The following is a 24,836-nucleotide window of genomic DNA, read 5'->3' on the forward strand; positions in this document are numbered from 1 at the left end:
TGTTCCATCATGACTCAAGACGCTTCGCCTGAGCCGCCCACTGGCAACCGGCCCGACCTCGACAGCCTCGATGCAGCGCTCAGTCACGTGGATCAGCAGGTATCGTCCGGCGGCATTGCCTCGGGCGCGGCGAGAGGCATTCTGTACAGCCTGATCGAAACGCTCGGTACGTTGGTGGGCGATCCCGATCTGCCGGAGCACGCGCGTTCGGGTTACGAAGGGCTGCTGGAAGCCGCTCGCGAATTGCGCGCGAAGCTGGATCGCTGAAGCAGAGGGCGCCGCCGTTGCACGCGATGATTGCGGGCGGCGGCATGTCCACGCGTTGCACGCTACCCGACAGCAATCCAGTCTCCTGTGATAAAAGAGGTGCGCTATTAAAAGTGCGCTATTTCCGCCATTGCGCCTTTCTCAGGTTCTCTGCGAGTGTTTTCGCTGTCGCTCGCGTGGACGGCGCTGCATTGAGCGTGCGTTCGCGCCGTGGTGGGGTCACGCTTTCGCATCGCTGTCGGCGCTCAATGCTTCGAGCCAATCCGGCGGCGCCGAGGTGATAGCGAGTTGTGGCGTGCCGTGCCACTCGGCGCAACGTTGCAACGCGCGGCGCAGATCGCCCGCAAGCCGGGCGCTCAGACGCACGCCCGGTTCGATGTGCAGCGACTTCAGTTCGAAGATGCCTTGGGCCCGATGCGCCTTCGCATCCACGCGGCCGACCAGGCGGCCCCGGCTCAGTAGCGGCAACACGAAGTAGCCGTATTTGCGCTTCGCGGCGGGCGTATAGCATTCGATCACATAGTCGAAATCGAACAGCGCGGCGGCGCGCTTGCGATCCCACACTACTGGATCGAACGGTGACAGCACTGTCGTGACCGTCGATGCGAGCTTGCCGCTCGCCGCGTCGTCGAGCAGCGGCGCGAAGTCACGATGGACGAAGGTGTCCTGTTTCCAGCTTTCCACTTGTACGGGGATCAGTTCGCCCACGTCGGCGAGCGCATGCAACTCGTCACGATAGGGACGGCGCGGCAGCCGGTAGTAGTCGGCGACCCAATCGGCACGCGCGACGCCGAGCGAGCGGCAGGTACGGCGCAGCACTTCGGTGGTGACACTGTGGGCCGGCGGCAGATCGCGGGCGTCGTCCCAACCCGGCAACACGCGCTCGGTCAGGTCGTAGACGCGATGAAAATTGCGGCGCTCCGCGACCATCAACTGGCCGATCGCGAACAGCACTTCCAGATGACGCTTCTGCGGCTTCCAGTCCCACCAGCCGTTACTCGTGCCGTTCTCGCGAACGAAATCCGCCGAGCGTACCGGGCCCGTCGCGCGGATCTGACCGAGCAGCGTTTCGATGTCCTCGCGATGCTGCTCGTGCCATTCGGCGGCATATTTCCAGCCCATGCCGCTCGGATCGAGCATGCGATGGCGCAGCAGACCGTAATCTTCGATCGGCACGAAACAGGCCTCGTGCGACCAGTACTCGAACAGTTTGCCTTCGGCGAGATGTTCGTCGAGCCATTGCGGCGGATACGCGCCGAGCCGGCTGAACAGCACGAGATAGGGGCTGCGCGCGACCACGTGAATCGTGTCGATCTGCAATTGCGCCATGCGACGAATCGTGTCGAGCACATCGGCCTTGACGGCCTTGCGACGCGGCGGCGTCAGCAAACCTTGCGCGGCCAGATGGAGGGTGCGGGCTGCGGAGAGCGGCAGAGTCTTCACGCGGGCGTCGGTCAGTGTGACTGCGAAGAGAGCGGGCAGGCGGCCCGGCCTGGATCAGCAGCCGCTACTGTAGCGTGAATACGGAGGATGAATCGGAGTGGGCGCGAACGGCGCTGCGCCTGCCGACCTTACCAGCCGCGCCCGTGATGCCGCTCCCAGCCGCGATGGCGGCCGTGGTCGTGATGCCAGCCGCGGCCGCGATAGTAATCGCTCCGGTAGCCGTACCCGTAGACCGGCTGCGGCGCGTAGACGACCGGCGGCGGTGGCGGTGCATACATGACGGGTGGCGCGGCATACACCGGGCCCGGCGTATTGACGAACACGCCGACGTCCACCCGCGCCAGCGCGGCAGTCGATGCGCAGGCGGCGGTCAGGCCGAAGGCCGCGAATACGATCGCGCGTTTGATCATGCGAATCTCCATATCGAAAGAGCCGGCCATTCACTGTCGAACGGCTGACATCCATCTTACGAAATGGGGAGATGCGCAGGTGCAACGAGTTGAAGACGTGTGTAACAGCAGGTTACCCGCCGCAGCCTTGCACGCCTGACGGCGTGAAGGCTCGGCGGGTTGCGCCGCTCAGGCGCCCAGCGCGAGCGCTTCAGAGGCGGACACGGCCAGCAGTTGATGGATTTGTGCGACCACCGCCGCGCCTTCCCCGACCGCCGCCGCGACCCGCTTGGTCGAGCCGGCGCGCGCGTCGCCGATCGCGTATACACCTTCGACCGTGGTTCCGAGATCGCAGGTCGTCGCCGCGCCATCCGCGCTGGTGCCGGTCAGCACGAAGCCCTTGGCGTCGAGTTGCACGCCGCAGGTGCGCAGCCAGTCGGTGTTCGGATCGGCGCCGGTGAAGAGGAACAGATGCCGGGTGTCGAAGTGATCGACACCGTCGGGCAGCGGCTTTTTCAGGCCGACCGAGGCCAGCCCGCTTTCGTCCGCTTCGAGGCGGCCGATCTCCGAATTCGGATGCACGAACACGTTCGGCAGCGAGTGGATGCGATCAATCAGATAGCGCGACATGGTGGCTTCAAAACCGCTTCGGCGGATCAGCACGTGGACCTTGGCCGCGTGCGTCGCCAGATACACGATCGCCTGGCCGGCCGAATTGCCGCCGCCCACCAGCACGATTTCCTGGCGCTTGCAGAGCTTGGCTTCGACTGGCGAGGCCCAGTAGTAGACGCCGCGTCCGTCGAAGCGGTCGAGACCTTCGAGTGCCGGCCGCCGATACACCGCACCGCTTGCGATCACGATCGCGCGCGCGGTGATATGGCCGCCGCACTTCAGTTCCAGCCGATACGGCGATTTCGCGCAATCGAGCGCCTTCACATGGACCGGAATCGCGACATGCGCGCCGAACTTCTGCGCCTGCACGAACGCGCGGCCCGCGAGCGCCTGGCCGGAGATGCCGGTCGGAAAGCCCAGGTAGTTTTCGATCCGCGAACTGGCACCCGCCTGCCCGCCGGGCGCGCGGCTGTCCAGCACGATCACCGACAGGCCTTCCGACGCCGCATACACCGCGGTCGCCAAACCCGCCGGCCCAGCGCCGACGATCGCGACATCGTAGACATGCGAGTCGTCGAGGTCGGGCAGCAGGCCGAGGCAAGTGGCGAGTTCCGGCATGCTCGGATGACGCAGCACCGAGCCATCCGGACAGATCACAAGGGGCATGTCTTCCTGCTGCGCAGCGAACTGCTCGATCAGGCGCAACGCGTCTTCGTCGCGTTCGTCGATCACTGAGTGCGGATGGCCATTGCGCGACAGAAAACCTTGCAGCATGACGAGCCGCGCGTCGCTGCTATTGCCGATCAGGATCGGGCCGCCCGCGCCCTTTTCGATCAGCGACACGCGCCGCAGGATCAGCGCGCGCATGATGCGCTCGCCGAGTTCGGCCTCGGCGACGAGCAGCGCACGCAGCCCCTGAGGCGGAATCAGCAGCGCTTCGACGCCGACGAGCGCGAGGCCGTTCACCAGCGCGGGCCGTCCCGACAACTGACCGACCTCGGCAAGAAAATGCCCCGGACCATGTTCGCCGATCACCACTTCGCGCCCGATGCCGTCGCGCTGATAGACCTTCACGCGTCCTTCGAGCAGCACGAACATGCCGGGGCCGGTGTGGCCGGTCTCGAACATCAGTTCGCCGGCCCTCCAGTGGCCGATCTCGCCGAACCGGCGCAGGCGGTCGATTTCCGCGCAGGTGAGTTGGGGGAACATCTGGTGCATGCGCGTCGAGAGCGACGAAAACGGCGCGTCGGCGACTACCGCTTGTTGGCCTTCAACGTCTTGAATCGGAACTTCCTGAATCGAAAGCATTGAACCGCTCCTTCGGTGTTCATTCATAGAGCGAACGGGAGGCGCCGCGGTGCACCGCCGCGCCGAGGCGGCGGCGCGGCGTTGTCGAGCCGGGCTAGACGGCCTTCGGCTCGATGTCGTCGATCGCCGCTTCGGGTGGCGGCATGTCGCGCAGCGCTTCGACCGGCTTGCCCGAATCGCGCCAGGCTTCCATGCCGCCGCGCAGCGGCAGCACATCGGAGAAGCCGGCCTCGTTGAGTTGCTTGGCCATCCATGCCGCGGAAATCTCGTTCGGGCAGGAACAGTAGATCACCAGTTTCTCATCGTGCGGATAGGTCGCGACGATCTCGTCGAGTTGCCGCTCATCCGCGAATTTCGAGCCGGGAATGACGAACGGGTCGAGCTTGCGCTTCTCATGCGAACGGATGTCGAACAGCACCGGCATCTTGCCGGCCGCGAACAGTTTGGCGAGTTCGTCGACTTCGATGCGCGCGGCCGCGAGCTTCGAAATCAGCTGGCGCCGCCGGATCCACCGGTAAGCCGCGTACGCCAACAGCAGCGCGACGGCGACGAGCGCCGCCGTGCGGCCGAGCCGCCCGGCGATCACGAACAGCATGTCGATCTGCCGCGCGAACAATGCGCCGACGATCAGCCCCGTGCCGGACCACAACGCGGCGCCAATGCTGTCGTACGTGAGAAAGGTGCGGTAGCGCGTGCCCATTGCGCCGGCCATCGGAATCGACACGATCGACAGGCCCGGCACGAACTTGGCCACGGCCAGCACGCGCACGCCCCAGCGGCCGAAAAAGCGCTCGGTCTTCTTCACGCAGGTGTCACGCGACAGCGACAGCCGGCAGATGGTCTTCAGCGTATTGCCGCCGTAGACGCGGCCGGCGAGATACCACGCGCTGTCGCCGATCAGCGTAGCGAATATCGACAGAATCAGAACCGGCAGCAATTGCGTGCCCACCGAGCCCGGATGCATCGCAGCCATTGCGCCGAACAGCACGAGCGACGGCATCGCCGGCACCGGCAGCCCAAGAGAGGCGGCCAGCACGTTGGCGAAGACGAGCGCCGGCCCATATTGCTCGACGAGATCATGTAGCATCGACTTACATCCGCGACCCTTGCGGGCGCGGCGCAGGAAAGGAAAGCAAAAGAGAATGCAAAGATTATGGACGCATTTTCAAGACGTGCAAACGGCTTGAAAATTTGCCCGATATCCGGGTGTGGATTGCGTCCGGGCGGCGCGCCGATGGTCTGGCGCGCGCATTAGCGGCGCGAGCGGAACAATGAGAAAAGAGCGAGGCTCGCGCAGCATGCCAAGGCGCGAGTCAGTGTCACCGAACGTGGAGAGTCTCGACCCCCGCCACACCGGTATTCACTCCGGTTGGTGAACCGGCTACCACGGACAACACGCGGCATGCGCGAGCGAGCGCCATGCCGCGCACATCAGTTCATTGACGATGGTTGTGCTGTTCGCCCGGCAATTCGGCGCCATGCGCGCGGATCGCGGCAATCAGCTCGGCCGGCGTGATTTCGTAGCGCACTTCGCGGTGTATGCCCGGCTTGCGCTCGTCGACCTCGACCAGAAGAATGCCTTTGCCGTCTTCTGTCGATTCGAGGCGCAGCGAGCGGAGTTCGCGAGCCGTTGCGTCGTCGTATTCGGTGAGCAGGGCCATTGACCCGGAGGACCCGGTGATGCGCATCGAGGTTGTCCTTAATCCGTTGTTGATCGAGCCATTGTACGGGCAGGGTGGCGTGCCGTCTGTCGCGCGATGGTCACGCTTGCGTGGCGGCTCGCGCGCCTACCTGCTAGCCGGCATGCCGCAGCGCGTTGCCTGGCGCGGTTCGCCGGACAGCGCATGCCGTGAGTGGTGTTCAGTTTAACGCGACTCACCGCTACGACGGATGCATTTTTCGTGCCCCGTGGCGGTGCGATCCTTCTGCCTGACTGTCATGCTGCTGACGCACGCCCCGGTTAAAGCCGGGCGAGCTAGCGCGGCCCGCGCCGCCGCTCCAGTTCGTCCAGCTCGGCGGCGCGCAGCGGGGCGTCGGCGGCGAGAAAAAACTCGTCGAGTTGCGGCGGTGCGGCCAGAGTGCCGCTCAGCATCGCATGAACTTGCCCGCGATGATGAATCTGATGGACAAACAGGTGCGGCAGCACGGCCCCGATGATTTCACGCTGGATGCCCACCGATGGGCCGCGGTCGATCCGTACGTCGCGCTGCAGGTCGCCGTCGGCGAGCGACTCGCAGAAGACGAGCAGCCGCTGATCGCTCCGCGCTTGTGCATCGAACAGGTCGGCTGCGCGCGGATAAGGCAATTCGTTGTCGAAAATGGTGAGCCCTTCGCCGCCGTCGATCAGGGCGTCGAAGTAATACCGGTCCACCAGCAGGATGTGATTCAGCGTGAGTTGCAGCGACGGGAAGAAGCTCACCCTGCGCTCGGCGAACGCTTCGTCGGTCAAGCTGAGGCAGGCGCGGTAAAGGCGCAGATTCGACCACGCGTTGTTGCGCGCCATCGCGGCAAAATGCGCGGCGAGCGGATGGGCGTGTGCCGGCTCGGAAGGAGTCACGTCGGCCTCCCATGACGGAAAGAGTCACAAGGCGAACTCCAGTGTGAGCGGAGCATCGGCGCGCGGCAAGTCCCGAGCGGCTCCCCGTATTCCCTCACCGTTCAGTCCGCGTCGCCGTGTCGGGCGGGCAACAGCGTATCGCAGACGCTTCAACACGCCCCGGCGACCCACCCGGCGCGCAAAAAAAATAGCCCGCCCGGAATGGGGCGGGCCATTGAACGCCGTTGTTACTCGGGTCAGTCTGCCCTTGCAACGATGGGTGCTGACGGCGTCATCCTCATGCGCCAATAGCAGGCTGTCGAGGTGGGAGTAACGCCGATCTATCAGACCAATGTCGCTTCTTCGCGCTCGATGTCGAGCGCGTTTGCGTGAACGCCAGGCACGGCGCGGCGCGGTCCGCTCGCCGCGCGCGGCGTGGACGCAGCCTCGGCGACCGTGAACAGACGCACCGATTCATCGAGCACGTCGGCCTGTTCCGCGAGACGTTGCGCGGTAGCCGCTGCCTGCTCGACGAGCGCCGCGTTCTGCTGGGTGGCGCCGTCCAGATGCGAGACCGCCTGATTGACCTGACGAATCCCCTCGGCCTGTTCGCTGCTCGCATTGGCCACTTCGACGATGATCGACGACACGCGGCCCACCGCCTCGTCGATCGCCCGCATCTGCGAAGTGGTGCGTGCGACCAGCTCCGTGCCCGCGGCCACTTCGCTCGCGCTCGCTTCGACCACTGACTTGATTTCCTTCGACGACGCCGCGCAGCGTTGCGCGAGCATCCGCACTTCACCCGCGACGACCGCGAACGAGCGGCCCGCTTCGCCCGCGCGCGCGGCTTCGACGGCGGCGTTCAGCGCGAGGATGTTGGTCTGGAACGCGATGCCGTCGATCACGCCGGTGATGTCCGCGATGCGCCGCAAATCGGGCTCAGCCCGGCCGTTTCGCGACGAAGTCGATCTCGACCAGCGCATCGCGCGCGAGCGCGGTGACGCCGATGCAGGTCCGGGCGGGCAGCGCGTCGGCGGGAAAGTAGGCGCGGTAGATCGCGTTCATCGACGCGTAGTCGCGTTTGAATTCGGTCAGAAAGATGCGCGCGGCGACCACGTGCTGCAAGCCGAGGTCGAGGCCTTGCAGCACCAGCACGAGGTTGTCCATCACGCGGCGCGTTTGCGCGACGACGCCGTCCGGCAAGGGCGCATCGTCGTCGGTGGGCGAGGTCGGCATCTGGCCGGTGACGAACACCCAGCCGTCGGCTTCGGTGGCGTGGGAGAAAGGCCCGACGGGCGTCGGGGCCTGCGGGATCATCCAGAAGGTGGGGCTCGAGGTCATGGGAAGGGGCGGTGTAGCGTATCGATGATTGTCGAAACGCTACGCTAACCGACCAAAAACTCCCCGTGGCGCGCCGCGTGGGTGGCTGAGCGCAGGGGCTCAGGCAGCCGCCGCGCCGCGCATCACATCAAACCAGTCCGGTCGCGTAATAAACCGCGATCACGAAGAACACGGCCAGCGTCTTGATCACCGTGACCGCGAAGATGTCGCGATACGACTGGCGGTGCGTCAATCCCGTGACCGCCAGCAGCGTGATGACCGCGCCGTTGTGCGGCAGCGTGTCCATGCCGCCGCTCGCCATCGCGACCACGCGGTGCAGCACTTCGAGCGGAATATGCGCGGCTTCGGCGCCCTTGATGAACACGTCGGACATGGCCGCGAGCGCGATGCTCATGCCGCCCGACGCCGAGCCCGTGATACCCGCGAGCGTGCTCACCGAAACCGCGGCGTTGACGAGCGGATTGGGGATGCTCTTCAAGGCGTCGCTCACGACGAGGAAGCCGGGCAACGCCGCGATCACGCCGCCGAAGCCGTATTCCGACGCGGTGTTCAACGACGCCAGCAACGCGCCCGCCACCGCGGCCTTGGTGCCGACCGCGAAGCGCGAGCTGACGCGGCCGAACGCCGTCGCCACGACCATCACGATGCCCAGCAGCAGCGCGCCCTGCACCGCCCAAATGCCGACCAGGCTCTTGACCGTGGTTTCGACCGGCGCGTGCAGGCCCGGCAAGATATCCGGCGTGATCGTGAAGGTCGGGCCGTACCAGGCCGGAATCCAGCGGGTCAGCAGGAAATTCGCCACGCCCACCAGCACCAGCGGCGCGACCGCCAGCAACGGATGCGGCAGTTGCTTCGATTCGACCCGCTCCGGCTCGTTGACGAGTTCCGTGCCGTAACCTTCGCCGGTCGCCATCGCGGCGCGGCGGCGCCATTCCAGATACGTGAGGCCGACCACGATGATGAACAGCGAGCCGATCACGCCGAGCGTGGGCGCGGCCCACGAGGTGGTCTTGAAGAAGGTGGTCGGGATGATGTTCTGGATCTGCGGCGTGCCCGGCAGCGAATCCATCGTGAACGAGAACGCGCCGAGTGCGATGGCGCCGGGCATCAGACGCTTCGGAATATTGCTCTGGCGATACAGCTCCGCTGCGAACGGATAGACGGCGAACACCACCACGAACAGCGAGACGCCGCCGTACGTGAGCAGCGCGCACACCGCGACGATCACCGCATTGGCGCGCGAGCGGCCAATATAGCGGATGGCCGCCGCGACGATCGACTCCGAGAAGCCGGACAGTTCGATGACCTTGCCGAACACGGCGCCGAGCAGAAACACCGGAAAGTACAGCTTCACGAAGCCGACCATCTTGTCCATGAAGATGCCGGTGAACACCGGCGCGACGGCGGCGGGCTCGGTCGCCAGAACGGCGGCGAGTGCAGCGATTGGCGCGAACAGAATGACGCTGTAGCCGCGATACGCGGCAAACATCAGAAACGCCAGCGCGGCGAGGACGATGACAAAGGACATTGAGTCTCCAAAGCTTGGTTGTTCTACCTATAGGCCATCCTGACGGTGCGTCGGCACGGCGCCCGCAAAATGCAGGTTCCGTGCCACACCTACGGCCCCGGCCGATGCGTCGGTTTTGCAGGCCGATGCGGGAAGCATGGTCGCGCCGATTGTACCCAAACGTCTACAAAACGGGACGCAAATCAACTGAAGATCAGCTGAATTGAGGTTAAACCCTTATGCATCGGGCTTACTGGCGATCTCTCCGATGAGATAAGATTGTCTCTAAATCGAGACAGCGACGATTAAAACGATAGCCGGAGACAGCGACAACATGATGAATGACTGGGCGGGCCTGCCTGCAACCTACGGCGACGTCCTGCGCCGGGCGATGGAGTCGCTCTTTCGCACGTTCGAAAATTTCAGCGAAGGCACGTTCATCGTCGACGCCGACGCGCGCGTCGTCTGGATCAACAAGCGTTACGCGGCGCGCTTCGGTTTCTCGGACCCGCAGCAGGCGATCGGCCGCGATTGCGAAGCGGTGATCCCCAACAGCCTGATGCGCGAGGTCGTCCACACGGGCAAGCCGATCCTGCTCGACATCATGGAGACGGACCGTGAACCGCTGGTGGTGACGCGCTTGCCGCTCAAGGACGACGCCGGTGCGACGGTCGGTGCAGTCGGCTTTGCGCTCTTCGACGAGCTGAAGGCGCTCACGCCGCTCTTTTCCCACTACTCGCGCGTCCAGGAAGAACTGATCGCGACGCGCCAGTCGCTCGCGCAGGCGCGTCGCGCGCGCTATACGTTCGGCAGTTTCGTCGGCACGAGCGCGGCGTGTCTCGAAGTGAAGCGCCAGGCGCGCCGCGCGGCGCAGCTCGAATCGCCGGTGCTGCTGCTCGGCGAAACCGGCACCGGCAAGGAACTGCTCGCGCATGCCATTCACGGCGGCTCGGCGCGCGCGAATCAGCCGCTCGTGACGGTCAACGTCGCGGCGATCCCCGAGACCCTGCTCGAAGTCGAGTTTTTCGGCGCCGCGCCCGGCGCGTACACCGGCGTGGACCGCAAGGGGCGTGTCGGCAAATTCGAGCTCGCGAACGGCGGCACGCTGTTTCTCGACGAAATCGGCGATATGCCGTTGCCGCTGCAGGGCAAGCTGCTGCGGGTGCTGCAGGACAAGGAATTCGAGCCGCTCGGCTCGAACCGGATCGTGCGCGCCGACGTGCGGATCATCGCGGCCACCTCGGCCGATCTGCCCGCGCTGGTCGCGGCGGGACGCTTTCGCGCGGACCTGTTCTATCGGCTGAACGTGCTGACGATCCATGCGCCGCCCTTGCGCGAGCGGGCGTCCGACATCGAAGCGCTGGCTTACGCGATGCTCGAGGACCTGTCGACGCAGACACGCGGCGGCGGCCACTTCGAATTGCAGGACGATGCATTGCGCTTGCTGTGTTCGTATGGCTGGCCAGGCAACGTGCGCGAGTTGCGCAATACGCTGGAGCGGGCCGTGATGCTATCTGACAGCGAGCGGATCGACGCACGGACACTGGCGCCGTTCATCGGCTCGGCCCAGGCCGGGGGCCAGCGTTCCAACGAGCCCGATGCGGTCTCCCGCGCGCACGCGCCGACGCAGCCACAAGCGCCGGGTGCCGAAGCCGGCGCGCCAGCTCCGGCCTCCTGGAGCGATGCGATGGCCGCATTTGAAAAGCGCTTCCTGAGCGACGCTTTGCGCGCCAACGGCGGCCGCGTGATCGACACCGCGAACCAGATCGGGATGGGCCGCGCGACGCTCTATAAAAAGATCGCGGCATACGGCATCGAAGTTTGAAAAGTCTCGTGCCGCCGGGTGACGCAGCGCAATTGCCCCGTGGCACAATCGCGGGATCAAAAAACAAGACGTGACCGGGGTTTCAAATGAAGCACACTCTCTCCTCCTTCGCGCGCCGGGCCTGCGCCACGCTGGCGGTTGGCGGCATGGCCGTGCTGAGCGGGTGCAGCAGCAGCGCGCCGTTGTTCTTGCCGGATGGCCGCGCCACCACGCTGGTGCAATGCCCGGCCGGCTCCGATTTGTGCTCGCAGCAAGCCACCGCGAGTTGCGGCGGCGCGTTCGACGTGGTCCGCCAGTCCACCGAGAGCGGCACGCTCAATCTGATCTACGCGTGCCGCGCCAAGTAACGCGCATTCGCTCGACGCCGGCGCGTGGCTGGCGAGTTTGACCCGACGCACTTTCCCCCGACTTCGGCGCGCAGTTCGGCAACGAGCGCGCGCACCTGCTTCAACCCGCCGGAAGCATTCACCTCTTTGCGCCACGCTCATCGCGAAATGCACATGGCCGTCATAAACAGCTGTGTTTAATATGAATCCGATTAGCGGTTAGTATGCGTATCAGATTTTAGGGGCGGTATACGCCGCTTCGGGAATTGTTTCCGTCAGTGTCGCCGCGGAATATGAATTAATGTCCGATGGGGGTATTGGAAAGGGTCAGTGCGGAACCTAACGGAACATTAGGTTTGTCAGCAGTATCCTTTTCCTATGGTTCGGAATTTAACCAAGAAGCATATTTTTCCGAATCTTTTCTGACGTGGCAGACAGTCGGGAAGGATTTTCCGTTTCACGATTAGGCTCGTCTGGCTTAACGACGGCACGTTATCTGCTTCATTCATGCTTTAAGACCAATTCAATAGAAAACGGGGAAGCAATGAACCATCATCAGCTTGAAAAAGATATCGAACATCTGGAACACGTTATTTCGCATATTTCCGCTGAAGATCGTATCCCGCTGTCCTATTGGCGCAACCGGATCGACTCTGTTTCGGACGCGGTCCGCGTGCCGGCGCAAGCCAGCCGAATCAAACGGCTCAATGATGCGCTCTCGGCATTGGAAGGTCGGCAAAAAGCCTAATACCGGCGACAGTGGATAGCCGTCGTCTCCCATTGAAGCCCGTAACGTTTTCTGCGGGGACAAGGGGAGCGCCAAGGCTCGACACTTCGCGCCATTCGTCCAGGACCAGCATGCAACCAGCAGGACTTTCCGCGACCCGTCTGACGGCCTTGACCAATGCGCTGCGAGGCTATGTGGAACGCGGCGACGTGGCGGGCGTGGTGTCGATGGTGTGGCGGCGCGGCGAGATCGGTTATTTCGAGCCGCTCGGCTGGCGGGACGAAGCCGCGCAGCTGCCGATGGAACGCGACACGCTGTTTCGCATCGCCTCGATGACCAAGCCGGTGACGAGCGCCGCCATTCTGATGCTGATCGAAGAAGACCGGCTCGCACTCGACACGCCGATTTCGCTGTGGCTACCCGAACTGGCCGCGCCGCGCGTGCTGCGCGATCCCGCCGGGCCGCTCGACGAAACCGACCTCGTCAGAGCGCCGCTCACCGTGCTCGATCTGCTGACGCATCGCGCGGGCTTCGCGTACCACTTCACCGCGACCGGGCCGTTGGCCGAAGCGTACGCGGCCGCTTTCAATGGCTTCGAGGCTCATGCGGACAGCGGTGCCTGGCTCGCCCGCATCGCCGCATTGCCGCTGATGTTCCAGCCGGGCTCGCGCTGGCACTACGGCATCGCGACCGACGTGCTCGGCGTGCTGATCGAACGCGTGAGCGGCATGCCGCTCGGCGAGTTCTTTCGCACCCGCATTTTCGAACCGCTCGGCATGCGCGATACCGCGTTCTGGGTGCGCGACGCGCAACTAGCGCGGCTGGCCGTCGCCTATGGCGTCGAGCCGGGTACGCGGCGGCGCGTGGTCGAAGATCATCCGTCGACGAGCCGCTGGGCGAACCCCGAGCGCTTCCAGAGCGGCGGGGGCGGCCTGGTGTCGACGGCGCAGGACTATCTGCAATTCGCGCAACTGCTGCTCGCACGCGGGCGCGTCGGGTCGACGCGCCTGCTGTCGCATCGCTCGGTCGATCTGATGCGCTCCAACTTTCTGACCCGCGACCAGCGTCGTCTGCCGGCTTTCGGGCATGTGTTGTGGGCGGGGCAGGGCTTCGGCCTCGGCGTGTCCGTCGTCGATGACCCGGCGCAACAACTGCCGCTCGGCTATCGCTCGATGGGTTCGTTCGGCTGGCCGGGCGCGTTCGGCACGAGCTGGTTCGCCGATCCGGTCGAAAATCTGATCGGGCTCATGCTGATCCAGCGGCGCGCCATCGAACCCTTCCCGATGGCGCTCGACTTCGAACGCCGCGTGTACGATGCCATTGACGACTGAATGCGGAGGCCGCCGCCACTGAGTCGCTCCGCATGGAACGGCGCGCGGCTGCGGGCCACTCTATTCGGCACTTTATTCGTCTGATAGTGTGCCCCCCGAGGACTTCCTTCGGGGCGTCCGCACAGCAATTCGTTCAAACAGATGGGGGAGCACCGCCATGGCCTCGTACAAACAGTTGACTGCCCAGCTCGAAAAACTCCACAAGGAAGTCGCAGCGGCCCGCGAAAAGGAAGTTGCACAGGCAATCGCCGACATCAAGCAGAAGGTCGCCGAATACGACCTGACCGCCGAAGAGCTCGGCTTTACCAGCCAGCCCAAGCCGGCGCGCAAATCGGTCGGGGCGTCGGTGGCCAAATATCGCAACCCGAAAACCGGTGAGACCTGGAGCGGTCGCGGTCGCTCGCCGGCCTGGCTCGCGGGCAAGAATCGCGAGCGCTTTCTGATCGATCTATGATGCGCGCCACTGCGCGGCGTCTTGCTCGCCGGGCGTTACGCGCTCGCGCATGACGCGGCGAGTTGTCTGAAGTGATGCAGCGCGGGGCGAAATTCGCACCGCTGCGCGAGTCCCGAAAACGCTCACCTTTGACATCAACCTGAGCACGGGAAGTGCGCTTTCAACGGGACATCCCTCACGGCCCGTTGCTTCGGTGAGCCAGGTTTTGTCGTGTGACGCACCTTGCGGCGCCGGCTGCCGCGAACGCCTCCGGGTGCTTCCCCATATCCTTCCAAAACCCGCGCCAGCCTTTGCTGGCGGGCGTTCCCAGGCTATGCGAAGGATTCTCCCGAACGTTATGTCCAAGGTTTCGTGCTGGTCCGTTGCGTTTTGCGTTCTTGTGAAGTTCGCCTCGTAGGTGCGTGAACCACGTTTGTCCAGCATCACCTTTCGACGCGCTTCGACGCTCGCTATCGCAAGTCCCGAAAACTCTCACCTTTGCGAGTCGCCGCGCTCCGTTGCGCCAGATAGATGAAGCGCGCGATCCATCGGCGTATGCCGATCGGTCGCCGCTGCACCCCGCCGCATGGCCGCGCGCCGACCGGCGCGGGCGACCCCGTTTCCCCTCGCGCCCGCCCGGGCGTGTATCATTCGTTCCCTGCGCTGTTCTGCGCTGGCGATCCCCGTATTGTCGAACGTCTGTTCGTGACCTGTTTCCGACGCGGCGAAGTTTGCCAGTCGATGCGGGTTCCGGCCCAACTCCCGCAGCCCGACGCCGCCGCGCAAGGCGCGGCATACCGGCCGCCACAGGCTGCCGGGAACCGCCCGAACCCCCTTTCCGTGACCGCCAGACCCGATGTCAGTCTCCGAACTCAAACGCCGCCGCACGTTCGCGGTTATTTCCCACCCGGACGCGGGTAAAACCACGCTCACCGAAAAGCTGCTGCTGTTCTCGGGCGCGATTCAGATCGCCGGCACCGTGAAGGGCCGCAAGAGCAATCGCTACGCGACGTCCGACTGGATGGAGATCGAAAAGCAGCGCGGCATTTCGGTCGCCAGCTCGGTGATGCAGTTCGAGTATGGCGACGCCGTCATCAATCTGCTCGACACGCCGGGCCACGAAGACTTCTCCGAAGATACCTACCGCGTGCTGACCGCGGTCGATGCCGCGGTGATGGTGATCGACGGCGCGAACGGTGTCGAAGCACAGACGCTGAAGCTGCTCGAAGTCTGCCGCAGCCGCAAGACGCCGATCGTCACCTTCATCAACAAGCTCGACCGCGAGGTGCGCGAGCCGCTAGAACTGCTCGATGAAATCGAACAGCATCTTGGCGTGGCGGCAGTGCCGTTCACCTGGCCGATCGGCATGGGCAAGGAATTCCAGGGCGTCTACGACATCCAGCGCGATCAGGTGCGCGTGTTCCGTGCCGGCCAGGATACGGCGGGCGGCGCGGTGGAAACGCTGCAGGGTTTGAGCGACGAGGAAGGCGAGCGCCGTTTCGGCCATAGCTGGACGAAGGCCAAGGAAGAGATCGATCTGATCACCGGCGCGACGCCCGACTTCGATCGCGAGCAGTTCCTGGCCGGCCAGCAGTCGCCGGTGCTGTTCGGCTCGGCGATCAACAACTTCGGCGTGAAGGAAATTCTCGACGCGCTGGTCGATCTCGCGCCGCCGCCGTCGATGCGCATGACCGTGCAGCGTCCGGTGCTGCCCGACGAGCCGAAGTTCACCGGCGTCGTCTTCAAGGTGCAGGCGAACATGGACCTCGCGCACCGCGACCGCGTGGCGTTCATCCGTGTGTGCTCGGGGCGTTTCGAGCGTGGCATGGCCGTGAAGGTCACGCGTTCGAACAAGACGTTCCGCGCCAATAACGTGGTGACGTTCCTGTCGCAGCGCCGTGAGACGGTGAGCGAAGCGTATCCGGGCGACATCATCGGTATTCCGAATCACGGCACGCTGAGTCTCGGCGATACGCTGACCGAAGGCGAGCAGTTGCAGTTCGTCGGCCTGCCGTTCTTCGCGCCGGAAATTTTCCAGACCGTCGAAGTGGTTGATCCGATGCGTGCGAAGCAGCTCGGCGAAGCGCTCAAGCAACTCGGCGAAGAGGGTGCGATTCAGGTGTTCCGTCCGGAAGTGGGCGGCCTGATGATTCTCGGCGCGGTCGGGCAACTGCAGTTCGAGGTGGTGTCGCATCGACTGTCGACCGAGTACAAGGTGGACGTGCGGATGGCGCCGGCGCGTTACCGCCTGTCGCGCTGGGTGACCTGCGACGACGCCGCCGAACTGCGCCGCTTCACCGATTCGTACGCGGCGCGCATCGCGCTCGATGCGTCGGACGCGCCGACGTATCTGGCCTCGCACGTGTCCGAAATCGAAGTCGCGCAAAAGGCGTGGCCGAAGATCGTGTTCAACGAACTGCGCGAGCATTCGGGTGCGCCGTTCAGGAAGTCGATGTGATTGCCAGCTGCGTATGAATGAAGGAGCCGCGTCGACGACGCGGTTTGTTTTTGCTGTCTGTTTCGACGCGCATGCCAGGGTCTTGACGCCAACATCCGCGCAAGCGCGCGACTTCGCCTATGCTGACTGAGACACGCGCCGAGCCGCCGGGCCGGCGCGTCCTCCTCACTTTCGCGGAGCGCCCGTGACCGTACGCAATCTCGACGCCTTGTTTCGTCCGAAATCCGTCGCAGTGATCGGCGCCTCCGAGCGGCCCGGCAGCACTGGCGCGATGGTGTGGGCGCGTGTGCTGGAAGGCGGTTTCGGCGGCCCGCTGTGGCCGGTCAATCCGAAGTACGAAACGCTTGGCGAACATGTCGTGTTCGGCGACGCCGGCGATTTACCGCAAGCGCCGAGCGTCGCGCTGATCTGCACGCCGCCCGCCACGTGGCCGGCAATCATCCACAAGCTCGGCGGGCTCGGTACGCGGGCCGCGATCATCGTCGGCGAAGCGCGCAGCGATGACGACCGGCTCGCGCTGCGGCACGCGTTGTCGGCGGCGCGGCCGCATCTGCTGCGCATTGTCGGGCCGGGCAGTCTTGGGGTGGTGTCGCCCGCGCTGCGCGCGCATCTCGGCGCGCCGTCGTGCACGGTCAAGGCGGGCGGCGTCGCGTGGGTGTCGCAATCGAATGCACTGACCAATGCGGTGCTCGGCTGGGCGCAAGCGCGCGGGCTCGGTTTTTCCCACGCGGTGGCGCTCGGCGATGAAGCCGATGTGGACGCCGGAGACGTGCTCGACTATCTCGCCAGCGACCCCGGCACCCGCGCCATCCTGCTCGAACTCGATTCGGTGCACGCGGCGCGCAAGTTCATGTCGGCGGCGCGGGCGGCGGCGCGCAACAAGCCGGTGCTCGCACTGCGCTCGGGCCGCGCCGATCCCATCGACGCGCTCTACACCGCCGCGTTCCGGCGCGCGGGCATGGTGCGTGTCGATGCGCTCGACGATCTGCTCGACGAGGTGGAGACGCTCGGCGTCGGCCGTGTGGCCGCCGGTGGCGCGGCGACGCTGATCACCAGCGACCGCGGTCTCGCGACGCTTGCCTGCGACGCCTTCGCTGCCGCTGGCGGCATGCTCGCGCCGTGGCCAGACGAAGCCTCCGACGCGTTGCAGCAGGTGCTCCCGCATGCGGTCGGCGGCAATCCGCTGCAACTCGGCGACGACGCGCGTCCCGAGCACTTCGGCGCCGCGCTCAAACTGCTGGCGGAGCATCGCAGCACCGGCACCGCGTTCGTGGTCCATGCCTCGACGCACGGTGCGCCGGTCGGTGAAGTCGCGCACGCGCTGATCGAAAATCAGCGCTTCGCCTATCGCGGCTTGCTTGCGTGCTTCTTCGGCGGCCTGGACACCGCCACGCGCGACGCGCTGCACGCGCAGGGCATTCCGGTTCACACGACGCCGCAGCGGCTCGCGCGCGCGTTCGCCCGGCTGGTCGATTACCGGCTCGGGCGCGAACTCCTGATGCAAACGCCGGAAGGATTGCCCGCGCGGATTCCCGATGCGATCGACGCGGCTCAGGCGCAGGCTTGCGCCGCGCTGGCCGCGGGCGAGCATGAGTGGAAGGGCGAAGCGGCGGCGCGGTTTCTCGGGCGTTTCGGGTTGGAGGTCGAAGCGCAGGCGGAGAGCGGGGTGGAAAGCGCGGGTCATGCCGCCGCTGCGCAGACGCCCGCGCAACGAGCGCTCAAAGCATCTGCCACAACATCCACGGCGGACTGCGCTGAAGACAGCGCCGGGTCGTCCGCAAAGCCGGTGGTCGACATCGCTATCGAGCTTCACGACGACGACAACTTCGGCCCGGTGTTCCGCTTCACCGCGCCCTCGGCCGACGGCGTGTCCGAGGCGCTACGCGTCTACGGCCTGCCGCCGCTGAATCCCGTGCTTGCGCGTGACATCGTCAGGCGTTCGCACTACGCACGGCTGGCCGCACCGGAGCCGGCGCTTACCGCGCTGACGGCGCTCTCGCAGGCGGTTTGCGACGTCAGGGAGATCGTCGCATTGGCGCTGACGTTGAGGGTCTATCACGACCATGTGACGGTGGTCGATCCCGTGCTGAGCCTCGCCGCCAAACGAAGCCGCCTCGCGATCGTGCCTTACCCGCGCCGCTTCGAAGAGACGCTCGACTGGCAAGGCTTGCGAGTGACGGTGCGGCCGATCCGTCCGGAAGACGAGGCCGCGCATCATGACTTCGTCGAAGCGATGACACCCGAGGATTTGCGTTTGCGCTTTTTCGGCGCAGTGGGCAGCTTCGACCACTCGCAGCTCGCGCGGATGACGCAGATCGACTACGACCGCGAAATGGCGCTGATCGCGACGGTGACGTCCGACGAGGGTTTCGTGCGGACCTTAGGGGTGGTGCGCGCCGTCTCCGACCCCGATAACGAGACCGCCGAATTCGCGGTCGCCGTGCGCTCGGATCAGAAAGGCCGGCGCCTCGGTCAATTGCTGATGGAGCGGATCATCCGCTATGCGCGCGTGCGCGGCGTCCATTGGCTGGTCGGCGAGGCGCTGCGCGAAAACGGCGCGATGATCGCGCTTGCCAAACGCTGCGGGTTCACGATTACGCGGACCGAAGACCCGGGGGTGGTGGGGTTTCGGATGGCGTTGGAGGAGACGGCGGGGTAGCGGGCGTTCGGAGGATGGAGGGGACGCGAAGCTGTGTCGATTCGCGGTAATGCCGACGTTCGACCGACCGCATTCCTGGCAGCACAGACGACTGTTTTTACCCGAACTCATGCTTCCAGTCTTCGGAGGCTATCGAACCTCCGACGCTGGCCGAACGACGACGAATGACAAGCGGCCGTGTTCGAAGACCCAAACCGCTCTCACACCGCGAGAAGCCCGAACGGCCTCTCACACTGCAATGAAACCAGACCGCAAGCTCAAGCCGGCAGCTTCGCCGCGGCTTCGTCGACTTGCGTGCGCGTCACCGACAACTCTTCCAGCCACGCATCCGCATACACCGCGCCGGTTTCACGCTCGAGACGCGCGATCGTCGCCGCGCAACGGTTCGCATCCTTCAGGGTTGCGATGAACGATTTCACCGATTGGCCCGCCTTGAACGCATCGAACAACGGCACACGAATATCGTCCGGCAGCGCGCGCGTGGTCCACTGGTACGGCTTGCCGTTGAACGTGAACGACGGCGGCAGCACGCGCTCTTTCTTTGCGGCCGGAATCAGGCCGTAAGTGCGGGCGGCTTCGCCGATCTGTTCCGGCGAAAACAGCTCGTCCGGGCTGATGTCGAATTGCTGGATGAACGTCTCGATGCTTTGCATCGCCGCGGCGCGGTCGTCGCGGCGCTTTTGCGCATGAGCGACGATGTCGCGCAGTTCGTCGGCTTCCTCGGGCGTGATCGTGAAGCTCGACTGCTTCTGCTGGAGTTCGGAAAAACGCTGGAATTCGGAATCGGTCAGAAGTTTCGCCATTGCTTATCGATGAGCGCGCATGGGCGAACCCATGCGGCGTAATTTGAGAGGGTCGCCATTCTAAACCATGTGCGCGAGCGGTCTATTTTCAACGGACCAAGGCACGATTGCGCGAGTCGGCAACGCAAGCCGGCATGGTCCGAAGCAACTCAACGCAACTCACACGTCGTGCTCGCGGAACATCGACAGCGCCTGCACCGTCTCGCGCAGCAATACGGTCGCGGCTTCGAGCGTCGGCGCCACGTATTCGTCGATACGCCGCAGGTACGGACAGGTCAGCACGGCGATCGCCTGGCCGGACGGTCCCTGAATCGGAAACGTCACGTCGGTGACGCCGAATGTCTGCTGGCTGTCCTTCTGCGAAAAACCCGCCGTGCGAATCCGCTCGCACGCGAGCTCCAGCGCGTCGCGGTCGATCGTCACCTCGCCCTTCACCTTGGTGTGCTCGGCCAGCATCTGCTGACGCTGCTCGATGCTTTGAAACGCGAGCATCACACGGCCCGAGCCGGTATCGATCAAGCCGACTCGCGAACCGAGCCGCACCGACATGCCCCACGTGCCCGGCCCATCCACCTGGGCGATCACCAGCAGATTGCCGCGGTCGTACACCACGAGGTGACACGATTGTTCGGCAGCGTCGGCAAAGCGCTGCATCAACGGCAGCGCTTCGGAGATCAGCCGGTTCATCGGCGGATGACGGTGGGCGAGCGCATACAGCTTCAGGCTCAGCGAATAGCGGTCGCCCGCCGCCGAGCGCACCACGTACTGCCGTGCGACGAGGCGTTCGAGCATGCGGTACATCTCGCTCGCGTTGCGCCCCAGCAGCTTGGTGATTTCGGCGCGCGTGAGCCCCTCTTTCTGCTCCGCGAGCAGTTCGAGGATGTCGAGGCCTTTGTCGAGCGCGGGGGCCCGGTATCGCTCGGCGTCGTCTTTGTCTTCTGCGTCCATCGTCGGCGAGGTTCCGTGTGCAGTTCTCATTATCTGGCGCATGAATGTAAGCGCGGGGCGAATCTTGAGCAAGGCGGCGCGCGTCCAGGGAAAGTACGGAGCGCGATCCGGCGTAGATTCCTTGACTTCAAAAAGTCCGTATATGAATAATACGTTCATTGGTGAATGAACGCACGCCAATATCCGATGAGACATCCGATAAGAAAGCGCAGGACGAAGTGCCGGCATCCATGACTGGTTCACGCAGTTCAACAAACGCATCGTAGGAGACAACCCCATGTCCACGTCCGTTCAGAGGCCGCACGCGGCCCATCGCCTGTTTCGCCGTTCACTCTTCACGCTCGCCGCGGCCGCATGCGCTGCCGGCGTCGCCGTGAGCGGCGCCGCGCAAGCCGCCGACGCCGGCAAGATCGGCCTCGGTCTGCCGCTGCTCACGTCGCCGTTCTGGCAGTCGTACAACAACTACCTGCCCAAGTACGCGAAGGAGATGAGCCTCGACATCCTCGCGCCGGTGAATTCGAACGGCGATCCCGCGCAGCAGATCACCGACATGAACAACCTGCTGAACCTCGGTTCGAAGGGCATCGTGGTCGGCCCGCTGGATTCGGCGGCGATCAGCCGCGCACTCGACGCCGCCGCGGCCCGGAACGTGCCGGTAGTCGCCGTGGACGTCGCGCCGACGCAAGGCAAGGTCGCGATGGTCGTGCGAGCCGACAATCACGCGTACGGCGAGAAGGCGTGCAAATACATCGGCGAACACGTGAAGTCGGGCAAGGTCGTGCAGATCATGGGCGACCTCGCGTCGGTCAACGGGCGCGACCGGTCGGAAGCGTTCCGCGCGTGTCTGAAGGGTTATCCGGCTTTGTCGCTGCTGGAAATTCCGGCGGCCTGGAAGGGCGACGTCGCGGCCACCGCGCTCGACAGTCTGCTGACCGCCAATCCGGACGTGAAGGCGATCTACATGCAGGCGGGCGGCGTTTATCTGTCGCCGACGCTGCAAACCTTGCGGCGCAAGCAGATGCTGTTTCCCGCAGGCGATGCGAAGCACGTCGTGATCGTGAGTAACGACGGCATTCCGCAGGAATTCGAAGCGATTCGTCGTGGCGATATCGACGCGACCATCTCGCAGCCCGCCGATTCCTATGCGAAGTACGGCCTGTTCTACATCAAGGCCGCGTTGGCGGGACAAACCTTCAAGCCGGGCCCGACCGATCACGGCAGCAACATCATCCAGCTCGCGCCGGGTGTGCTCGAAGACCAGTTGCCCGCGCCACTCGTGACGAAGTCGAATGTCGACGACAAGGCGTTGTGGGGCAATACGGTCAAATGAGCGGCCAAATGAGCGCACCGACGCCATCCGTGCCGGTCGTCGAAGCGTTTGAAGTCACCAAACGCTTCGGCTCGACGGCCGCGCTGAAAGACGTGAGCATCCGCGTGATGGCCGGCGAGTCGCATGCGCTCGTCGGGCGCAACGGGGCCGGCAAGTCGACGCTGGTGTCGATACTCACCGGCCTGCGCAAGCCCGACACCGGCGAGGTGCGGTTCGGCGGCGCGAGCGCGCCGTCGATCGCGGATCGCGACGCGTGGCGCGAGCGCGTCGCGTGCGTCTATCAGCATTCGACGATCATTCGCGACCTGAGCGTCGCCGAGAATCTGTTCATCAACCGGCAGCCGGTGCGCGGCGGCATGATCGATTGGCAGGCGATGCGCCGCGACGCGCGCGAACTGCTCGATCACTGGAAGATCGACGTGCGCGAAGACGCGCGTGCCGGCGATCTGAGCGTGGAAGCGCGGCAGCTGGTGGAGATTGCGCGGGCGCTGTCGTACGGGGCGCGCTTCATCATCCTCGACGAGCCCACCGCGCAGCTCGACGGCGACGAGATCAAGCGTCTGTTCAAGCGCATCAGCGAGTTGCAGCGTGAAGGCGTGACCTTTCTCTTCATCTCGCACCATCTTCAGGAGGTCTACGAGATTTGCCAGGCGGTGACGGTGCTGCGCGACGCGCGGCATATCGTCAGTGCGCCGGTGTCCGCGTTGCCGCGCGAGCAGCTGATCGAAGCGATGACCGGCGAACGCGGCGGCCTGAACGTCGCCGACGCGGCCGCGCGTGCCGCCTTGCCCGCCGATACGGCGATCGCGCTGCGCGTCGACGAACTGGCCGGCTCCGATTACGAAGGCGTGTCGTTTACTGTGAAGCGCGGCGAAGTGGTCGGCCTGACCGGCGCGACGAGCAGCGGCCGCACGAGCGTCGCCGAAGCGATCGCCGGCTTGCGCACGCTCAAAGGCGGCACGGTCAGCGTGGACGGCAAGGTATTGCCGCCCGGCGACGTGCCTGCCGCGTTGGCGCACGGCATTGGCTGCGTGCCGAAGGACCGGCATCACGAAGGCCTCGTGCTCACGCAATCGATCGCGGAAAACGCATCGATGACGATCGCGCGCGTGCTCGGCAAGTTCGGCATCGCGCCGCCCGCGAAGAAGCACGCGTTCGGCCAGAAGATGATCGACGCGCTCGGCATCGTCGCGCAAGGTCCGGACCATGTCGTGTCCGGACTGTCGGGCGGCAACCAGCAGAAGGTGGTGATGGCGCGCGCACTCGCCACCAACCCCAACGTGCTCGTATTGATCGACCCCACTGCGGGCGTCGACGTGAAATCGAAAGAGGCGTTGCTCTCCGTCGTGGATCGCGTGCGCGAAGAGGGCAAGGCCGTGCTGGTCGTGTCCGGCGAGCTCGACGATCTGCGTACCTGTGACCGTGTGCTGGTCATGTTCCGTGGCCGTGTCGCGGCCGAATTTCCCGCGGGTTGGCAGGACCACGACCTGATCGCATCTGTTGAAGGAGTCAGTCTCCATGAAGAATAGTGTGCCCAGCCCCGCCTTCGCTTCGGCGCAAGCGCCGGCGCAATCCGCCGCGGCGGGCTCGCGCGGCAAACGCGCGCGCTCCGAACTCGCGCGCCTGCGCGAACTGGCGTTGCTGCCCGCGCTCGCGTTGCTGATCGTGATCGGCGCGTTCGTCAGCCCGAGCTTTCTCACGAAAGCGAATCTGATCAGCGTGCTAGGCGCGTCGGCGGCACTCGCGCTCGTCGTGCTCGCGGAATCGCTGATCGTGCTGACCGGCAAGTTCGATTTGTCGCTCGAATCGACCGTGGGCATCGCCCCCGCCGTGGGGGCGATGCTGGTGATGCCGGCGGCGTCCGCAGGCTTCGGTACGCAATGGCCGACGGCGGTCGGCTTGGTCGCGATCGTCGCGGTGGGCGCGGTGATCGGATTGATCAACGGCTTTCTCGTGGTGCGCTTGCGGCTGAACGCGTTCATCGTCACGCTGGCCATGCTGATCGTATTGCGCGGCATGCTGGTCGGCGCGACCAAGGGCGGCACGCTGTTCGATATGCCGCCGTCGTTCTTCACGCTCGCCACCACCATCGTGTTCGGCTTGCCGTTGTCGGTATGGCTCGCGGCGGCGGCGTTCGCGATCGCCGCATTCGTGTTGCGCTATCACCGCCTCGGCCGCGCGTTGTACGCGATCGGCGGTAATCCGGAAGCGGCGCGCGCGGCGGGGATTCGCGTCGAGCGCATCACGTGGGGCGTGTTCGTGCTGGGCAGCATTCTGGCCTCGCTTGGTGGTCTGATCGTCACCGGCTATGTCGGCGCGATCAACGCGAACCAGGGCAACGGCATGATCTTCACGGTGTTCGCGGCGGCCGTGATCGGCGGCATTTCGCTCGACGGCGGCAAGGGCACGATGCTCGGTGCGCTCTCCGGCGTGCTGCTGCTCGGCGTCGTGCAGAACCTGTTGACGCTCGCCCAGGTGCCGTCGTTCTGGATTCAGGCGATCTACGGCGCGATCATTCTCGGCTCGCTGATGGTGGCGCGCCTTGCCAGCGGCGAAGGCCAGAACTAATGCGCACGCTTTGTACGCCCGCACC

At 65.1% G+C, this 24,836-nt stretch carries 21 protein-coding genes and 1 pseudogene; 11 read left to right on the top strand and 11 right to left on the bottom strand.

Annotation, left to right across the window (positions count from 1 at the left end):
- Positions 1-9: 9 nt before the first annotated feature.
- Positions 10-267, top strand: a complete 258-nt coding sequence (locus B0G69_RS19055; protein ID WP_121320049.1) for a hypothetical protein — start codon at positions 10-12, stop codon at positions 265-267.
- A 219-nt stretch (positions 268-486) separates the two neighbouring features.
- Here the strand turns inward: B0G69_RS19055 and B0G69_RS19060 are convergent, their stop codons facing one another.
- From B0G69_RS19060 to B0G69_RS19100, 9 genes and pseudogenes are all read right to left on the bottom strand, one after another.
- Positions 487-1,710: a winged helix-turn-helix domain-containing protein gene (locus tag B0G69_RS19060; protein WP_121320051.1), complete on the bottom strand. Its 1,224-nt coding sequence runs from the start codon at positions 1,708-1,710 to the stop codon at positions 487-489.
- Positions 1,711-1,838: 128 nt separating this feature from the next.
- Positions 1,839-2,120: a hypothetical protein gene (locus B0G69_RS19065; protein ID WP_121323768.1), complete on the bottom strand. Its 282-nt coding sequence runs from the start codon at positions 2,118-2,120 to the stop codon at positions 1,839-1,841.
- A 168-nt stretch (positions 2,121-2,288) separates the two neighbouring features.
- Positions 2,289-4,019, bottom strand: a complete 1,731-nt coding sequence (locus tag B0G69_RS19070) for an FAD-dependent oxidoreductase (RefSeq protein ID WP_121320053.1) — start codon at positions 4,017-4,019, stop codon at positions 2,289-2,291.
- 94 nt (positions 4,020-4,113) lie between these two features.
- Positions 4,114-5,106 carry a DedA family protein/thiosulfate sulfurtransferase GlpE gene (locus tag B0G69_RS19075; protein ID WP_121320055.1) on the bottom strand — a complete coding sequence of 331 codons (993 nt, stop codon included), beginning with the start codon at positions 5,104-5,106 and terminating at the stop codon, positions 4,114-4,116.
- A 349-nt stretch (positions 5,107-5,455) separates the two neighbouring features.
- Positions 5,456-5,707, bottom strand: a complete 252-nt coding sequence (locus B0G69_RS19080; protein ID WP_121320058.1) for a hypothetical protein — start codon at positions 5,705-5,707, stop codon at positions 5,456-5,458.
- 287 nt (positions 5,708-5,994) lie between these two features.
- Entirely contained in the window at positions 5,995-6,522 is a 528-nt protein-coding gene (locus B0G69_RS19085) for a DinB family protein (RefSeq protein ID WP_121323769.1), read from the bottom strand.
- Between the two features lie 377 nt (positions 6,523-6,899).
- Positions 6,900-7,484, bottom strand: a pseudogene (locus B0G69_RS19090) (methyl-accepting chemotaxis protein); the annotation flags it as partial.
- 10 nt (positions 7,485-7,494) lie between these two features.
- The gene (locus tag B0G69_RS19095) at positions 7,495-7,896 is read right to left on the bottom strand and encodes a RidA family protein (RefSeq protein WP_121320060.1); all 402 of its coding nucleotides are present in this window, start codon (positions 7,894-7,896) and stop codon (positions 7,495-7,497) included.
- A gap of 127 nt (positions 7,897-8,023) precedes the next feature.
- Positions 8,024-9,424: a GntP family permease gene (locus B0G69_RS19100; protein ID WP_121320061.1), complete on the bottom strand. Its 1,401-nt coding sequence runs from the start codon at positions 9,422-9,424 to the stop codon at positions 8,024-8,026.
- A 313-nt stretch (positions 9,425-9,737) separates the two neighbouring features.
- Here B0G69_RS19100 and B0G69_RS19105 point away from each other — a divergent pair, with 313 nt between their 5' ends.
- The 7 genes from B0G69_RS19105 (at position 9,738) to B0G69_RS19135 (ending at position 19,162) form a co-directional block, all read left to right on the top strand.
- A complete protein-coding gene (locus B0G69_RS19105; protein WP_121320063.1) occupies positions 9,738-11,228 on the top strand; it encodes a sigma 54-interacting transcriptional regulator in 1,491 nt (496 codons plus the stop codon).
- Positions 11,229-11,314: 86 nt separating this feature from the next.
- The gene (locus B0G69_RS19110) at positions 11,315-11,575 is read left to right on the top strand and encodes a hypothetical protein (protein WP_121320065.1); all 261 of its coding nucleotides are present in this window, start codon (positions 11,315-11,317) and stop codon (positions 11,573-11,575) included.
- Positions 11,576-12,098: 523 nt separating this feature from the next.
- The gene (locus B0G69_RS19115) at positions 12,099-12,302 is read left to right on the top strand and encodes a hypothetical protein (RefSeq protein ID WP_121320067.1); all 204 of its coding nucleotides are present in this window, start codon (positions 12,099-12,101) and stop codon (positions 12,300-12,302) included.
- A 110-nt stretch (positions 12,303-12,412) separates the two neighbouring features.
- Positions 12,413-13,612: a serine hydrolase domain-containing protein gene (locus B0G69_RS19120; protein ID WP_121320069.1), complete on the top strand. Its 1,200-nt coding sequence runs from the start codon at positions 12,413-12,415 to the stop codon at positions 13,610-13,612.
- Positions 13,613-13,769: 157 nt separating this feature from the next.
- Positions 13,770-14,066, top strand: coding sequence for an H-NS histone family protein (locus tag B0G69_RS19125; RefSeq protein ID WP_121320071.1), 297 nt, complete (start codon positions 13,770-13,772; stop codon positions 14,064-14,066).
- Between the two features lie 835 nt (positions 14,067-14,901).
- Positions 14,902-16,503 carry a peptide chain release factor 3 gene (locus B0G69_RS19130; RefSeq protein WP_121320073.1) on the top strand — a complete coding sequence of 534 codons (1,602 nt, stop codon included), beginning with the start codon at positions 14,902-14,904 and terminating at the stop codon, positions 16,501-16,503.
- Positions 16,504-16,687: 184 nt separating this feature from the next.
- Positions 16,688-19,162, top strand: coding sequence for a GNAT family N-acetyltransferase (locus B0G69_RS19135; protein ID WP_121320075.1), 2,475 nt, complete (start codon positions 16,688-16,690; stop codon positions 19,160-19,162).
- A 257-nt stretch (positions 19,163-19,419) separates the two neighbouring features.
- Here B0G69_RS19135 and B0G69_RS19140 read toward each other — a convergent pair whose 3' ends face one another.
- Positions 19,420-19,965, bottom strand: a complete 546-nt coding sequence (locus B0G69_RS19140; protein WP_121320077.1) for a hypothetical protein — start codon at positions 19,963-19,965, stop codon at positions 19,420-19,422.
- Positions 19,966-20,124: 159 nt separating this feature from the next.
- Positions 20,125-20,913 carry an IclR family transcriptional regulator gene (locus tag B0G69_RS19145; RefSeq protein WP_121320079.1) on the bottom strand — a complete coding sequence of 263 codons (789 nt, stop codon included), beginning with the start codon at positions 20,911-20,913 and terminating at the stop codon, positions 20,125-20,127.
- 277 nt (positions 20,914-21,190) lie between these two features.
- Here B0G69_RS19145 and B0G69_RS19150 point away from each other — a divergent pair, with 277 nt between their 5' ends.
- From B0G69_RS19150 to B0G69_RS19160, 3 genes are read left to right on the top strand one after another with little or no spacing between them, the layout of a single operon-like run.
- Positions 21,191-22,243, top strand: coding sequence for a sugar ABC transporter substrate-binding protein (locus B0G69_RS19150; protein WP_241991396.1), 1,053 nt, complete (start codon positions 21,191-21,193; stop codon positions 22,241-22,243).
- Positions 22,244-22,251: 8 nt separating this feature from the next.
- Positions 22,252-23,772 (top strand): sugar ABC transporter ATP-binding protein, encoded by a 1,521-nt coding sequence (locus tag B0G69_RS19155; protein ID WP_241991397.1) that lies wholly within the window; start codon positions 22,252-22,254, stop codon positions 23,770-23,772.
- Positions 23,762-24,811 (top strand): ABC transporter permease, encoded by a 1,050-nt coding sequence (locus tag B0G69_RS19160; RefSeq protein ID WP_121320083.1) that lies wholly within the window; start codon positions 23,762-23,764, stop codon positions 24,809-24,811. Before B0G69_RS19155 ends, B0G69_RS19160 begins: the two co-directional genes overlap by 11 nt.
- Positions 24,812-24,836 lie beyond the last annotated feature (25 nt).

Origin of the sequence: Paraburkholderia sp. RAU2J (genome assembly GCF_003634845.1) — a bacterium.
GTDB lineage: Bacteria > Pseudomonadota > Gammaproteobacteria > Burkholderiales > Burkholderiaceae > Paraburkholderia > Paraburkholderia fynbosensis.

Excerpts from the sequence above, each read along its gene's own strand:
- B0G69_RS19055 (WP_121320049.1), top strand. The coding sequence starts at position 10 with ATGACTCAAGACGCTTCGCCTGAGCCGCCCACTGGCAACCGGCCCGAC.
- B0G69_RS19065 (WP_121323768.1), bottom strand. The coding sequence starts at position 2,120 with ATGATCAAACGCGCGATCGTATTCGCGGCCTTCGGCCTGACCGCCGCC.
- B0G69_RS19070 (WP_121320053.1), bottom strand. The coding sequence starts at position 4,019 with ATGCTTTCGATTCAGGAAGTTCCGATTCAAGACGTTGAAGGCCAACAA.
- B0G69_RS19075 (WP_121320055.1), bottom strand. The coding sequence starts at position 5,106 with ATGCTACATGATCTCGTCGAGCAATATGGGCCGGCGCTCGTCTTCGCC.
- B0G69_RS19080 (WP_121320058.1), bottom strand. The coding sequence starts at position 5,707 with ATGCGCATCACCGGGTCCTCCGGGTCAATGGCCCTGCTCACCGAATAC.
- B0G69_RS19085 (WP_121323769.1), bottom strand. The coding sequence starts at position 6,522 with ATGGCGCGCAACAACGCGTGGTCGAATCTGCGCCTTTACCGCGCCTGC.
- B0G69_RS19095 (WP_121320060.1), bottom strand. The coding sequence starts at position 7,896 with ATGACCTCGAGCCCCACCTTCTGGATGATCCCGCAGGCCCCGACGCCC.
- B0G69_RS19100 (WP_121320061.1), bottom strand. The coding sequence starts at position 9,424 with ATGTCCTTTGTCATCGTCCTCGCCGCGCTGGCGTTTCTGATGTTTGCC.
- B0G69_RS19105 (WP_121320063.1), top strand. The coding sequence starts at position 9,738 with ATGATGAATGACTGGGCGGGCCTGCCTGCAACCTACGGCGACGTCCTG.
- B0G69_RS19110 (WP_121320065.1), top strand. The coding sequence starts at position 11,315 with ATGAAGCACACTCTCTCCTCCTTCGCGCGCCGGGCCTGCGCCACGCTG.
- B0G69_RS19115 (WP_121320067.1), top strand. The coding sequence starts at position 12,099 with ATGAACCATCATCAGCTTGAAAAAGATATCGAACATCTGGAACACGTT.
- B0G69_RS19120 (WP_121320069.1), top strand. The coding sequence starts at position 12,413 with ATGCAACCAGCAGGACTTTCCGCGACCCGTCTGACGGCCTTGACCAAT.
- B0G69_RS19125 (WP_121320071.1), top strand. The coding sequence starts at position 13,770 with ATGGCCTCGTACAAACAGTTGACTGCCCAGCTCGAAAAACTCCACAAG.
- B0G69_RS19130 (WP_121320073.1), top strand. The coding sequence starts at position 14,902 with ATGTCAGTCTCCGAACTCAAACGCCGCCGCACGTTCGCGGTTATTTCC.
- B0G69_RS19140 (WP_121320077.1), bottom strand. The coding sequence starts at position 19,965 with ATGGCGAAACTTCTGACCGATTCCGAATTCCAGCGTTTTTCCGAACTC.
- B0G69_RS19145 (WP_121320079.1), bottom strand. The coding sequence starts at position 20,913 with ATGGACGCAGAAGACAAAGACGACGCCGAGCGATACCGGGCCCCCGCG.
- B0G69_RS19150 (WP_241991396.1), top strand. The coding sequence starts at position 21,191 with ATGTCCACGTCCGTTCAGAGGCCGCACGCGGCCCATCGCCTGTTTCGC.
- B0G69_RS19155 (WP_241991397.1), top strand. The coding sequence starts at position 22,252 with ATGAGCGCACCGACGCCATCCGTGCCGGTCGTCGAAGCGTTTGAAGTC.
- B0G69_RS19160 (WP_121320083.1), top strand. The coding sequence starts at position 23,762 with ATGAAGAATAGTGTGCCCAGCCCCGCCTTCGCTTCGGCGCAAGCGCCG.